Genomic DNA, 14399 nt, shown 5'->3' on the forward strand with positions numbered 1-14399 from the left:
ACAGACTCGATAGCTCAGTTGGTAGAGCACATCACTTTTAATGATGGGGTCCTGGGTTCGAGCCCCAGTCGGGTCACAAAAGGTTATTCGCCAAAGCGAATAACCTTTTTCATTTAACAGCCTAGGATTCAAATCCCTCCATTATCACATATTACTTAGAAACCATGTTAAGAGAAAAAAAATAAAACAGAAACTGCACAGTTCGCAAAGTTTTGTGGACTTGGATTAGTCACTTTTAATTTCTAGTTCTATTTCAACCTTTTTTTTAAATTCACTACAAAGCGACTTGGCTTTCTTACAATTCTTAAGTATTATCTTTTACTTCAATACTTTATACATAATTAAATTCTTCATTGAATAAATTACAAAAGACATGATTATTTTAGAATACAATTTAAAAAAAAACTGTAAAAAATTTGCTAAATAACTAAAAAACAGTACTTTTATATCAAATAAGAACTAAAATCATATTCTTACAAATTACATTTAAATGTAAATTAAAATATAATTTACAGCCTCACATCTTCACTACAAGCCCTAATCAACAATCTCCTTTATCTTTAAAGTTTATTTTCACAAATAGAGACAGTATAATTTTTTACTGGCTTTGTGTTCTTTACATTTATTAGTCGTATTTTTTTTTCTTGTATGCCCAAACTTTAATAATTGTCTTAATCTGTTAGTTTTAAATCTTTTAAGGAATAAAATCCATTTCAATTAAAATGAATTTTGCGCCCGCTTATCTTTTAAGCTCTAATTATTTAAAATTCAGAAAATTAAAAACAATAAATACGACCATGCTACTTTATAGTCAGTTAATGACTCATGAAATTTTGGAAATATTTGTTTACTGAAAAAGACATTTTATGAAAACAAAAATTACTTTATTTTTAACGTTTATGCTGTTCTCCTTTATAGGAGACAACATTTTTGCACAGACTGTTTCTGGCATAGCGAGCAACACAGGTTGTCAGAGCGAGCTGGTATTGTCACTGCCAGTACTACCGGTTTGGGTGCAAGTCCTCAATATCAATTGTCGCGCGCCGGAATTGCGGTTTCGCCGGTTCCGGGAGACAATACTCAATTTAACAATAACGCTGTATTTACCGGACTACCTTCTGGGACCTATGTTGTAAATGCAAGGGCTACATTTGGCGACCCTGTTTTCTCCAGTAGCGACATCATCGTTACGGATGGTTATAGTACAATGGCAGTAACAACTCCCACAAAAGTGGCGAATTGTGTGGGTGGTACAGCGACGCTAACAACAACAGTTACCAACGGAAAAGCCCCTTTTACGTACACTATTGCCACACAAGATGCTCCGGCAACGATTCTGCAAAACAGTGGGGCTATTTCGGTCGCTACTTTTACTTTTAACGGTCTTACTACCAATAGTTATATTGTTAGTGTTACCGATTCTTGCGGACAGACTGTTACGGGTGCAACTTCTATTACCAATCCTACTTTAACTTTAAATGACATTAAGCTAGGATATATTGTATCTCCAGGATATTTAACAGGATATAATTGTAGTACTCCATTATATGCTTTTAATTCATCAGGCTTTAGGTATATTTCTACCAGTACGGTACTAACGCCTGCAGATGCTTCCAATTTTACATGGAAAATTAAATATCAAGGCCAATTTTATGGAAAAGATACTGATGGAGATGGCTTTAGTGATATTGGAGGCGCAGGTTATCCCTCATCTCTAGATAGAATTCCAATGCCGGTAATTGCAACTAAAGCAGGTATTAAAGCAGACCTTCCTAATATGCGAGCTGTATTAATAGATAATTGCGGTAATACAAAAGAGTTTCCTTTTACATTATATTATAATACGATAGCAGTTTCTAATTGTGGAGGAGTTGGTCAATTACGTATCGGGCCTTCTCAGCTTGGATGTCTTCCTATTGATGCAACTTTTACAAATATCAATAATCCTGCCGATGTCATCCATAGGACATTAATTGATCCAATAAGCATTTTTATAGGTTTTACTGCGGGAGCAACCTATCATCTTTCATATGTTGATGCGGGAGGAAGCACATCGGGAGACTTTAATCTATCTGCTTCTCAAAACTTTTCTATTCCAGCCACTCCTTCAATTACTCTAACCCAATATGCTTCAGCAACCAATCCCAATTATTTAAATTACGGAACCTTAAGCATAAATGTAAGCCCATATCAGACTGGAGACATTATAAATTACATGGTAACAGCTTCTAATAATTCTTTAGTACCAGTAGGATATACAGGTAATGTGACAATAGATGGTGGAGGCTACGCTTATTTCCCTAAGGTAAATGTCGCTGACCCAACAAATAATTGGCCTAAAGGAAATTATACATTAAGTATAACTACACCTTGTGGCACAAAGAGTATTAATGCAACAGTTACAGGTTATGATGCAAGTTTATCCGGCAATACTATAACTCCAGTCTGTGGCGGATTTAACTATGTTATGAATGGTACTTTTGATTTGCCTAGCTCTTATAGAGTGATTGTTGTTTCAGGCCCTTCAAGTGTTGGTGAAACGAGAGACTTGGCCAGTACAACCGCTTCACTTCCTTTTAATGGACTTAGTTATGGCACTTATGTTTTTGCATTACGTTCTAAAAGCGACTCATTAAACCTTCTCACGCAAACGGTTACTTATGATGCCAATAATGCAATTATTGTAGACAAAACCAATACTGGTGGCTATGTCTGTGCTTCCGGAGGAACAAATGGTATTTTAACCATTACAGCTGAGTCTAACTCACCTGCCCCTGGGAATGTCCTAGAATATGCACTTAGTACCGATGGAGGTAGTACTTACGGCACCTACCAAAGCGGCAACATTTTTAGTGGACTTACAGATGCTACTTATTTTTTCAGGATAAAAGACGGTCGCGGTAATATCATCACACAATCGGCACAGATTGGTGTCAGCCGCGACGCCCGATGCCACTGCAAACGGACTTAATACTCCTGCGACGATCTGCGATATGACCTCGGGAACAGTACATCTGGATGTTGATATTTTCGATGCACTTTCTTATTTATGGACTGGCCCAGGAATAAACCCTTCTAATCAAAGCCTTAAAGATCCTTTGGTAAATTATTCAGATCTTACGATAGGAGCAAATAACTATACTTGTACCGTTACAATGGGAGCACCTTGTAACAGCAGTACCGTTTCTAACTTAACGATCAATGTCAATGCGCGCCCAACAATAGTCATTACAAATCCGACTCCTGTGTGCACACCGGGTACCATTGATATTACAGTCGCGTCCGTTACAGCGGGAAGCGCTTCAGGTCTGACTTATACTTATTTTTCAGATGAACAGGCTTCTATTGCGGTGACAGATCCCACAGCAGTAGCCGTAAGAGATACTTATTATATAAAAGGAACTGATGCCAATGGATGTTTTAACATCGCACCTGTTGAGGCACTTATCAATGAGCTTCCTACTGCGGTAATTACCTATTTAAATACACCTTACTGCCAGATTGGAACAGCAATTCCGGAAGAACTGGTAACCTCGGGTGGCATTTACACTTCGGATCCCGGTTTGATTATCGATGCCAACTCTGGTGAAATAGATCTTGCGACTTCAACTATTGGAGATCACATCATTACTTATACTTTTAGTGACGGAAGTCTGCTCTAATACTTCTACTACAGTGATCACTATTAATGCGCTTCCTGTAGCTTCTATTAGTTATCCGGCCGGAACTTACTGTAACAGAGGAACGGTTTCATCTACAGAAAGCGGAGTTACAAGCGGACAGTACAGCGCAGAAGCGGGATTAAGCATTGACGAAGTAACAGGAACAATAGATCTTGGAGCATCAACACCCGGAACGTATACCGTAACTTATATTTTTAATGATGGAACGTGTTCTAACAGTACCACAACCACAATTACCATAAATCCGACAACATTGCCTGCTCCCTTAGCAGATGTAATAGGGCAATGTGACGGAACCGCTATAGCTCCAACACTGACAGATCTATGCGCAGGAACCATAACCGCTACAACTGCAACGGCTTTCCCTATTACGACTCAGGGAACTACGGTGGTAGTTTGGACTTTCGATTATGGAAATGGGTATACTCAGACTGTCAACCAAAATGTAATTATTACTGATGTAACGGCACCTGTAATTCCAATTTTGCCAGATGTAACGGCAGAATGTTCCGTTGCGACACTAACTCCACCCACCACAACTGATAACTGCGCGGGAACGATTACAGGAACTACAACGACTTTATTTCCAATCACAACTCAGGGCACAACAAGTGTAATCTGGAGTTTTGATGACGGCAATGGAAATATTGCAACAGCCAATCAAAATGTTCTTATTCAGGATGTAACGGCACCTGTAATTCCAGTTCTGGCCGATGTGACGGGAGAATGTTCTGCAACGCCAGCAATACCTACCACAACTGATAACTGCGCGGGAACGATTAGCGGAACGGCGAATATAGCTTTTCCAATCACAACTCAGGGAACAACAGTTGTAACCTGGACTTTTGATGACGGCAACGGAAATATTGCAACAGCCAATCAAAACGTCATTATTCAGGATGTAACAGCACCTGTAATTCCAGTTCTGGCAGATGTAACAGGAGAATGTTCGGCAACACCATTAATACCCACCACAACTGATAACTGCGCGGGCACTATTACAGGAACTACAACGACTTTATTTCCAATCACAACTCAGGGTACAACAAGTGTAATCTGGACTTTTGATGACGGTAACGGAAATATTTCAACAGCAAACCAAAACGTCATTATTCAGGATGTAACAGCACCTATAATTCCAGTTCTGGCAGATGTAACAGGAGAATGTTCGGCAACACCATTGATACCCACCACAACTGATAACTGCGCGGGCACTATTACAGGAACTACAACGACTTTATTTCCAATCACAAATCAGGGCACAACAAGTGTAATCTGGACTTTTGATGACGGAAACGGAAATATTTCAACAGCAAACCAAAATATTATTATTGATGATACAACAGCACCAGTAATTCCAATTTTGGCTGATGTTACAGCAGAATGTTCAGTAACTCCAACAACTCCAGCAACGACAGATAACTGCGCAGGAACAATCACAGGAACAACGACAGCAGTTTTTCCAATCACCACTCAGGGTACAACAGTAGTAACTTGGAGTTTTGACGACGGGAATGGAAATATTTCAACAGCAAATCAAAATGTTATTATTGATGATATAACAGCACCACTAATTCCAATTTTAGCTGATGTTACAGCAGAATGTTCTCTTACAACACTAATCCCGCCAACAACAACAGATAACTGCGCAGGAACAATCACAGGAACAACGACAGCAGTTTTTCCAATAACCACGCAGGGTACAACAATAATAGCATGGACTTTTGACGACGGCGACGGAAATATTTCAACAGCAAACCAAAATATTATTATTAATGATGGTACGGCTCCAGTAATTCCAGTTCTAGCAGATCTTACAGCAGAATGTTCGGTGACTCCAGAAACTCCAACGACAACAGATAACTGCGCAGGGACTATTACAGGAACCACAACACGATCAATGCGGCAATCAAAGCACATTTACACAAACCATCAATGTTTCCTGTCTTTTGAATGTCTTCAATGCCATTTCTCCAAATGCAGATGGAAGAAACGATACATTTATAATCGAAGGGATTGACTGCTTTCCTAACAATACAGTAAAAATTTACAATCGATATGGAGTAGTTGTTTATGAAAAAAACAGCTATGATAATGTAACAAATCCTTTTGAAGGATTCTCAGACGGGCGTGCAACTGTTCTTCGAAAAGATAAACTTCCAACAGGGACGTATTTCTACACTCTTGAATATGAAGACAACGGCGACCATGCAAACAAATCAGGCTATTTATATATAAATAATCAGTAATAAAATTATGGCAGGATCATAAATAGCCCTGCCATGATTTTTTTAATACATATCTACTATGAGAACAAAATTATTTTTCTTCATCATTATCGCTGTAAGCTTTTCGGGCTATGCACAGCAAGATGCACAGTACACACAGTATATGTACAATACGATCAATATAAATCCAGCCTACGCAGGATCACGCGGTGCGCTGAGTATTTTCGGACTCTACAGAACCCAGTGGGTAGGTCTCGACGGCGCACCAGAAACAAGTGCTTTCTCTGTAAACACCCCCATCAACAACAGTAAGATTGGCGTAGGACTATCACTTGTAAACGACAAAATCGGACCTACAAATGAGAACAATCTATCTGCAGATCTGTCTTACACTATCCAAACATCTCCGAGCTTTAAACTCTCCTTTGGTATCAAGGCAACAGCTAATTTATTTAACCTCGACATTAACAAATTAAATCCAGAAGATCAGGGTGATCCGCAGTTTCAGGATCTCGACAATAAATTCTCTCCCAATATTGGAGCAGGCGTTTATTGGCATTCTGACAAGGCTTACATTGGTTTATCAGTGCCCAATTTCATCGAAACAAACCGCTATGATGATAATGACGTAGCAATCTACAAGGATAAAATCAATTATTATTTAATTGGAGGTTACGTCTTTAACCTTGACAAATATCAGTATGTAAAATTCAAGCCTGCCGTACTGGCTAAAATGACAGACGGAGCACCGCTTCAAGTTGATGTCTCAGCCAATTTTATGTTTTATGACAAATTTGTTCTGGGCGCGACCTACCGATGGAGCGCTTCTGTAAGTGCCATGGCAGGATTTCAGATCACAGACGGGCTTTATATTGGTTACGGATATGACCGCGAGACCACAAAACTAAACAACTATAATTCAGGCTCACATGAGATATTCCTGCGCTACGAATTCTTTAAAAATAATGGTAAAATGACAACCCCTCGTTTCTTCTAAAAAATAACAATCATGAAAAATTATATACTTTTTTGTTTAGTAGTACTGCCTGTTTTTTTTAGCCATGCCCAAGAATCAAAAACTGCTTCGGGTGATAAAAAATATGAAAGTTATGCCTATATAGATGCCATAAAAACTTACGAAAGAGTGGCCGACAAAGGTTACAAATCAGAGGATTTATTTAAAAAATTAGGAAACTCCTATTATTTCAATTCGGAATTTGAAGGCGCGGCAAGATGGTACGGCGAACTCTTTGCCATGAATCCATCACCCGAGGCTGAATATTATTACCGCTATGCACAATCTTTAAAATCGATAGGACAGATTGATAAAGCGACTAAAATCATGGCTGGTTTCAATTCAAAATTCAAAACAGATTCTAGGTCAGAACTCTACCGCGAGAATCCAGACTACATGAGTCAGATAAAAGCCAATTCTGGGCGTTACAAAATTGAAGATGCTGGAATTAATTCTAAATATTCTGATTACGGAAGTTTTGTCTATAACAATAAAATCTATTTTGCATCGGCCAGAGATACTGGGAATTTCTCTCAAAGAAAACACAAGTGGACTGGTGAATATTTTACTAATATTTATGATGCCGATCTGGATACCCAGACCGGAACAGCATCAAAAGTAAATAAAATAAAATCTGAAGTTAATACGCGTTTTCATGAATCATCACCGGTTTTTACCAGAGACGGTAAAACAGCATATTTTACACGAAACAATTTTTTGAACGGTAAAAAAGGAAAAAATGACAATCAGATCACGCTGGTTAAAATTTACAAAGCTTCACTTGAAAACGGAAAATGGACAAACGTTACGGCACTTCCATTTACCAGTGATACATACAGTACGGCACATCCTGCATTAAGTCCTGATGGAAAAGTAATGTATTTTGCTTCGGATATGCCGGGCACTTTCGGGCAGTCTGATATTTATAGTGTATCTATTGGAGATGACGGTACTTTTGGAACGCCGCAGAATCTCGGCAGGGAAATCAATACTGAAGGCAAAGAAACCTTCCCATACGTAACAAGCGAAAATGAGATTTATTTTGCCTCAGACGGACATCCTGGACTTGGCGGACTAGATGTATTTACAGGAAATCTAGACAATAATGGAAAAGTCAGTACTATTCAAAACCTAGGTTCCGATATAAATTCCCCAAAAGATGATTTTGCCTATATTATCGATCCCGTTTCCCGAAAAGGCTATTTTTCCTCAAACAAAGATGGCGGTCAGGGTTCTGATGATATTTACCAATTTTTAGAAACCAGAAAACTAAAATGTATTCAGGAATTAAACGGAATCATTACAGAATCTTGCCTCTGGAATAATACTTCCAGAAACAAAATTAACCCTGTACGAGAATCAGACTATAAAAAATACGACTATTTCAGGTTCTGATGGGCAATATACTTTTGCCGTGGAATGTGGTAAAACATATAGTGTAAGAGCTGAAAAACCAGAATACGCCATAAAAGAAGCCATGGTTGCTATTGGAAAAGAAACTGGCAAAACGAATCTCCCTATTGCACTAGATAAATCAGTCTGCAAAGTGGCCGTAGGTGATGATCTTGGAAAATGTTTCGGCATTAAAATGATTTATTTTGACTTGGACAAATCCAATATTCGCACAGAAGTCGCATTGGATTTGGAGAAAATACTCGATGTTTTAAACCAATATCCAAATATGAAACTCGATATTCGCTCGCATACCGACAGCAGGGCTTCAAAAACTTATAACAAAGCGCTATCCGAAAGAAGAGCACAGTCAACTATAAGCTGGCTCGTTAAAAACGGAGTAGACAAAAAACGCCTGACAGGAAAAGGCTACGGCGAAACACAACTCGTAAACAATTGTTATGATGGAGTAAAATGTTCCGAGCAGGAGCATCAAATGAATAGAAGAAGTGAATTTATCATCACAGGATTATAATTTTAATTATCATAAAAACAACAAAGCTGTCTAACACTAGGCGACTTTTTAAATATAAGACAGATCCAAAAACATAATGAATTCTAGAAATTATAATCAAATTATTGTTCATAATTTCACAAGAGAATTTCTTTTGACAAATAAATCTTTCCTAAATTCGTTGCAAATAATTAATCACTAATCCCAAATTAGTTTATGAAAAACCTACTATTAGCATCATTTATGATGATTACCTGCTCGATCTGGGCACAATCGGCAACTGGTTACTTCGACAAAGCCATGAAGAAAGCTGACGCTGGAAACACAAAAGGCGCAATTGCCGACTATACCAAAGCTATCAGCATGAATTCTAAATTTGTCGAAGCTTATCAAAATCGAGGCGTTGCCAAATACAAACTAAATGACCTTAAAGGCGCTCAGGCAGATTTTAGCAAAACAATCGAATTAGACAGCATGAACGCAGATGCTTTTACCGGCAGAGCCAACGTGAACTACAAATTACAAAACTACCAAGGCACAATTGACGACTGCACTTCCTCTTTAGGATTAAATCCAAAAGATTACATAGCTTACAATTTAAGAGGTTTGGCCTATAATAAAATTGGCGATAGCAAAAACGCCTGCAAAGATTTTACAAAAGCGATTGAATTAGGAAGCCAAAGCGCTGTAAAAAACAGAGCTACTTTCTGCAAATAACATCCAAAAACAAAATAGTCTGCAGATTTATTCTTCAGACTATTTTCAGTTTTTTATTAAAGTAATATATTTCTTAAAAAAAATATACCTGTTTTTAGGTATAAAATATATTTTTAGTATCTAAACCTCTAATCCTCTATCTTTTTAATGTAGTTTTAAGACAGCATATAAGATTTTGTTTTACATTTGTCGACCTAATCGCTAGAAATGATAAACAACATTAAAACTGTTTTCAGTATTAAAGATCTTGAGAACTTATCTGGAATAAAAGCGCATACCATACGCATCTGGGAAAAGAGATACAACATCCTTGAACCAATGCGAACCGATACTAATATAAGATTCTACAATCTTCAAAATCTGCAGAAACTTCTCAACATCACCTTATTACACGAATACGGTTACAAGATTTCTAAAATAGCAACGTATCCTGATGAAAAGATACCGCAATTGGTACGCGAAATAATCTCCAAGAAAAACTCACAAAACTATGCCATTACCTCTTTTAAAATGGCCATGATGAACTTTGATCAGGAATTATTCTTTAATACATTCGATTGGCTTATTTCCGAAAAGACTTTTAAAGAAGTTTTCAAGGAAAATTTTTTACCTCTTTTAAAAGAGCTTGGGTTGTTATGGCAGTCTGAAACGATCACTCCCGCAAATGAACACTTTATGAGTCATTTGATCAAACAGAAAATATTAATTTACACAGAAAGCCTTCAAATAAGAAAACCAACCAAAACAGATAAAATTTTTGTTTTATCGCTTCCGCTGAATGAGATTCATCAAATTGGATTATTATACCTGCAATATGAAATTCTAGATAAAGGCTACAAGACCATTTATTTGGGCGAAAGCATGCCAATAGAAAACCTTCAGGATTTAACCAGACATTTTGAGAATATTACATTCGTTTCGTTTATGACCGTTCAGCCAGACAGAAGCGTTATCAATCAATATGTAAAATCTATGGGACAGAAATTATTACAGAAAAATAATGAAATCTGGCTTATGGGAAAAATGGTAGAACATATAGACGAAAAGGCTTTAAGCGATCGAATTCGAATTTTCGATTCGATGGAAGAAACTATTAACATGATCTAATTTTATTTTGTTTAAGTTTTTCTTATATTTGTTAAACAAATGAAGAAAACAATAGCAATAATAGGATCTGGCTTTTCCTCCCTAGTCGCCGCTTGTTACCTTGCAAAGCAAGGAAACAGTGTCACTATTTATGAAAAAAACCAAACGATTGGCGGTCGCGCCAGACAATTCAAAAAAGACGGTTTTACTTTTGACATGGGACCAAGCTGGTATTGGATGCCCGATGTTTTCGAACGTTTCTTTCAAGACTTCAATAAAAAACCATCTGATTACTATGAACTCGTAAAGCTAAACCCTGCTTATCGTGTATATTTTGGAATAAATGATTTTATCAGCATTTATGACAATTTAGAGAACATAAAATCTACGTTTGAAGAAATCGAAAAAGGAAGTGCGCAAAAGCTTCAAAACTTTATCGATAAAGCCAAAAGCAATTATGATATTGCCATAAAAGATTTAGTTTATCGCCCTGGAGTTTCGCCGCTTGAATTAATTACAAAAGAAACCGCTTTAAAACTCAATCAGTTTTTAGGTAATGTCAGTGCTGATATTCGCAAGCAATTTAAAAACGAAAGACTTATCCAAATTCTGGAATTCCCCGTTTTATTTCTTGGAGCAAAACCTACCAAAACGCCATCGTTTTATAATTTTATGAATTATGCCGATTTCGGTCTCGGAACCTGGCATCCAAAAACGGGAATGTTTGATGTTATTCGAGGCATCGAAAAACTGGCTGTAGAATTGGGCGTTACCATTAAAACCAATTCTTCAATAGAAAAAATAATCATCGAAAATAAAACTGCAACTGCAATCGTTATCAACGGCGAAATCATAAAAGCCGATATTATTTTAAGCGGTGCCGATTATCAGCACACCGAAACTCTGCTAGAGAAAGAACATCGTGCGTATTCTGAAAAATATTGGGAAAGCAGAATCTTTGCTCCCTCTTCTCTACTCTTTTTTATTGGTTTCAATAAAAAAATAGAAAACATTTCGCATCACGCATTATTTTTTGATACCGATTTTAATCAGCATGCTGTTGATATTTACGATAAACCAAAATGGCCTGACTCACCATTATTTTATGCCAATTTCCCATCAAAAACGGATCTAACCGTCGCGCCTGAAGGAATGGAAACTGGTTTCTTTTTAATTCCTCTTGCACCAGGAATCGATGATAATGAAGCACTTAGAGAAGAATATTTCGAAAAAATAATTACTCGTTTTGAGCAGACTTACACAACAAGAAATTAAAAATAATATTATCTTTAAGAAGTCCTTTTGTAAAAATGACTTTGTAACAGACTATAATGCATACAAAGGAAATGCTTACGGAATGGCAAATACATTATTGCAAACTGCATTTTTAAGGCCCAAATTAAAAAGCAAAAAAGTCAGGAATTTATATTTTACAGGACAGTTAACTGTTCCGGGACCGGGTGTTCCGCCTGCCTTAATTTCAGGTAAACTAGCGACCGAATTAATTCAAAAATCCCTAAGATCTTAAAAAATGAAATCACTATTCGACGCCGTTTCTTTCAAATGCAGTAAGCTGGTTACCAAAAGCTACAGCTCTTCATTTTCGCTTGCCGTAAAAATGCTTTCACCAAGCATACGCGATGCCATATACAGTATTTACGGATTCGTTCGTTTTGCTGATGAAATTGTAGATTCCTTTCATGACTATGAAAAAGAATATCTTATAGACGATTTTGAAAAAGAATATTACAAAGCAATGGAATTAGGAATCAGCCTAAATCCTATTTTAAACTCTTTTCAGCACACTGTAAAAGAATATAATATTACAGACGATTTAGTTCAGGCCTTTTTAAAAAGCATGAAACTAGATCTTATAAAATCAACTTACAATACACAAGAAGAATACGCAGACTATATTTACGGTTCTGCAGACGTTGTAGGACTAATGTGTTTAAAGGTATTTGTTTCTGGAAAAGAACATAAATACGAGCAGTTAAAAGATGAGGCTATGCGTTTGGGATCGGCTTTTCAGAAAGTGAATTTCTTAAGAGATTTAAAAGATGATAACACCATTCTAAACCGAACTTATTTTCCAGGCGTTAATCTCAACAATTTCAACGAAGACTCAAAAGAGCAGATTATCAAAGAAATCGAAGAAGATTTCCGCATTGCCTACCAAGGAATTGTAAAATTGCCAATCGAAGCAAAATTTGGTGTTTATACCGCTTATGTTTATTACAGAAAACTACTCAAAAAACTAAAAAACACGCCGTCTCATAAAATTGGAAATGCAAGAATTCGCGTTTCTAATTATACAAAAGCTGGACTTTTAGCGCAGTCTTTTGTAACTTATAAATTGAAGTTGGTTTAATAATCAGTATTATTTGTCATTTCTCCCTTCGGTCGAAATGACAAATAATAGCTGGACAAAGATTGTCACCATAGATTGCGGAGTTACTTGCAGAGATTTCTCCTTCGGTCGAAATGACAAAAATGAGAGAATAACAAAGCAAAAAAAATAATCTTTAGAGTCAATCTTTTATAATTCAAAGTCAAACTCAACAGATTTTAAATCATAATTTTAATTACAACATTTACAAAATGATTTCTTTTTTAATCTTTTTAGGCGTTTTTCTATTTATGGAATGTGTTACGTGGCTTACGCACAAGTACGTAATGCACGGTTTTATGTGGTATTTTCACGAAGATCACCATCAGCCGAGATACGAGCATACTTTTGAGCGCAACGACATTTTCTTCGTCATTTTTGCAATCCCAAGTATCCTTTTATTTTATTTTGGTGTTCTAGGCGGCTTCAACTATTTGTTTTTCATTGCCTGCGGTGTAACGCTTTACGGCATTTGTTACTTTCTAATTCACGATGTATTAATTCATCAGCGTTTTAAATGGTTCAAAAACACCAAAAACAAGTACCTCATCGGACTAAGAAAAGCACATAAAATACACCACAAACACCTCAACAAAGAAAAAGGAGAATGTTTCGGAATGTTGTTTGTACCATTAAAATATTATAAAATGTAGCATTATTTGGGCGTTCCCCAAGGGTCGGGTTTTTCGTTCCCGCTTTTTTATGTCTGGCAAAAAGGCCAGCCACAAAAAGAGCTCCACTACAACCCCTAACGCTCACGTAATACAAGAAACATTTTTGTAACAATTGATTTAAAACAAATGAAATTATACAAAATAGCAACCGTACAATATGTAAATGCCAGCGTTGAAGACTGCTGGGATTTTTTCTCCAGTCCAAAAAACCTGCAGACCATTACACTGGACAACATGAATTTCCAGATTAAAGATTTCGACGACAAGCGAATGTATCACGGACAGATTATTACCTATACTTTAAAACCTCTTTTAGGAATAAAAATTTCTTGGGTTACAGAAATTACTGCCTGCAAAGAAAATGAATACTTTATCGATGTGCGGCGTTTTGGACCTTACAAATTATGGCATCACAAACACTTTTTTGAACGAACACCAGACGGCGGAACCAAAATGACAGACATTGTGCATTACGCATTACCCCTTGGCATTCTCGGACGCATTATGAATAGTTTAGTGGTAAAAAACAAACTGAAAACCATTTTCGATTTCCGTTACAATAAAATCGAAGAATTGTTTAATTCAAAATCACAACCAAAGATTATAAAAATCCACGCAGAGCAAAAAAGCATTTAAGCCGTTTGAATTATTTAAGACATAAATAAAGCCACAGATTTTTTTCAATCTCGCAAAGACACGAA

The 14399-nt window shown here is 36.8% G+C and carries 10 protein-coding genes, 1 tRNA gene and 2 pseudogenes; all 13 read left to right on the top strand.

The features are described 5' to 3' along the window. Positions 1–3 precede the first annotated feature (3 nt). The 13 genes and pseudogenes from ACZZ95_RS00195 to ACZZ95_RS00255 all read left to right on the top strand — a co-directional run bounded on the left by ACZZ95_RS00195 (position 4) and on the right by ACZZ95_RS00255 (position 14334). A tRNA-Lys gene (locus ACZZ95_RS00195) sits at positions 4–76 on the top strand. 891 nt (positions 77–967) lie between these two features. Beyond that, a complete protein-coding gene (locus ACZZ95_RS00200) occupies positions 968–2971 on the top strand; it encodes a hypothetical protein (RefSeq protein ID WP_463467580.1) in 2004 nt (667 codons plus the stop codon). Next, entirely contained in the window at positions 2928–3662 is a 735-nt protein-coding gene (locus ACZZ95_RS00205) for a hypothetical protein (RefSeq protein WP_463467581.1), read from the top strand. Before ACZZ95_RS00200 ends, ACZZ95_RS00205 begins: the two co-directional genes overlap by 44 nt. Further along, positions 3598–5703 carry a hypothetical protein gene (locus ACZZ95_RS00210; RefSeq protein ID WP_463467582.1) on the top strand — a complete coding sequence of 702 codons (2106 nt, stop codon included), beginning with the start codon at positions 3598–3600 and terminating at the stop codon, positions 5701–5703. Before ACZZ95_RS00205 ends, ACZZ95_RS00210 begins: the two co-directional genes overlap by 65 nt. Continuing rightward, on the top strand, positions 5633–5932 hold the full coding sequence (locus ACZZ95_RS00215) for a gliding motility-associated C-terminal domain-containing protein (protein WP_463467583.1): 300 nt from the start codon (positions 5633–5635) through the stop codon (positions 5930–5932). Before ACZZ95_RS00210 ends, ACZZ95_RS00215 begins: the two co-directional genes overlap by 71 nt. Before the next feature lie 58 nt (positions 5933–5990). Then, positions 5991–6908 (top strand): PorP/SprF family type IX secretion system membrane protein, encoded by a 918-nt coding sequence (locus ACZZ95_RS00220; RefSeq protein WP_463467584.1) that lies wholly within the window; start codon positions 5991–5993, stop codon positions 6906–6908. A gap of 12 nt (positions 6909–6920) precedes the next feature. Next, positions 6921–8853: pseudogene (locus tag ACZZ95_RS00225) on the top strand (OmpA family protein). A gap of 195 nt (positions 8854–9048) precedes the next feature. Beyond that, positions 9049–9549 carry a tetratricopeptide repeat protein gene (locus ACZZ95_RS00230; RefSeq protein ID WP_463467585.1) on the top strand — a complete coding sequence of 167 codons (501 nt, stop codon included), beginning with the start codon at positions 9049–9051 and terminating at the stop codon, positions 9547–9549. Between the two features lie 207 nt (positions 9550–9756). Beyond that, positions 9757–10656: a MerR family transcriptional regulator gene (locus ACZZ95_RS00235; protein ID WP_095952103.1), complete on the top strand. Its 900-nt coding sequence runs from the start codon at positions 9757–9759 to the stop codon at positions 10654–10656. 39 nt (positions 10657–10695) lie between these two features. Further along, positions 10696–12163: pseudogene (locus ACZZ95_RS00240) on the top strand (phytoene desaturase family protein). 3 nt (positions 12164–12166) lie between these two features. Further along, the gene (locus ACZZ95_RS00245; RefSeq protein ID WP_095952105.1) at positions 12167–13006 is read left to right on the top strand and encodes a phytoene/squalene synthase family protein; all 840 of its coding nucleotides are present in this window, start codon (positions 12167–12169) and stop codon (positions 13004–13006) included. Between the two features lie 230 nt (positions 13007–13236). Next, positions 13237–13677, top strand: coding sequence for a sterol desaturase family protein (locus tag ACZZ95_RS00250; protein WP_095952106.1), 441 nt, complete (start codon positions 13237–13239; stop codon positions 13675–13677). Between the two features lie 147 nt (positions 13678–13824). After that, a complete protein-coding gene (locus tag ACZZ95_RS00255) occupies positions 13825–14334 on the top strand; it encodes an SRPBCC family protein (RefSeq protein ID WP_463467586.1) in 510 nt (169 codons plus the stop codon). Positions 14335–14399 lie beyond the last annotated feature (65 nt).

It is taken from the genome of Flavobacterium sp. AC267 (assembly GCF_979258715.1).

What these genes read in the sequence shown, in the direction of transcription:
- ACZZ95_RS00220 (WP_463467584.1), top strand. Translation starts at nt 5,991, where the DNA reads ATGAGAACAAAATTATTTTTCTTCATCATTATCGCTGTAAGCTTTTCG.
- ACZZ95_RS00230 (WP_463467585.1), top strand. Translation starts at nt 9,049, where the DNA reads ATGAAAAACCTACTATTAGCATCATTTATGATGATTACCTGCTCGATC.
- ACZZ95_RS00235 (WP_095952103.1), top strand. Translation starts at nt 9,757, where the DNA reads ATGATAAACAACATTAAAACTGTTTTCAGTATTAAAGATCTTGAGAAC.
- ACZZ95_RS00245 (WP_095952105.1), top strand. Translation starts at nt 12,167, where the DNA reads ATGAAATCACTATTCGACGCCGTTTCTTTCAAATGCAGTAAGCTGGTT.
- ACZZ95_RS00250 (WP_095952106.1), top strand. Translation starts at nt 13,237, where the DNA reads ATGATTTCTTTTTTAATCTTTTTAGGCGTTTTTCTATTTATGGAATGT.
- ACZZ95_RS00255 (WP_463467586.1), top strand. Translation starts at nt 13,825, where the DNA reads ATGAAATTATACAAAATAGCAACCGTACAATATGTAAATGCCAGCGTT.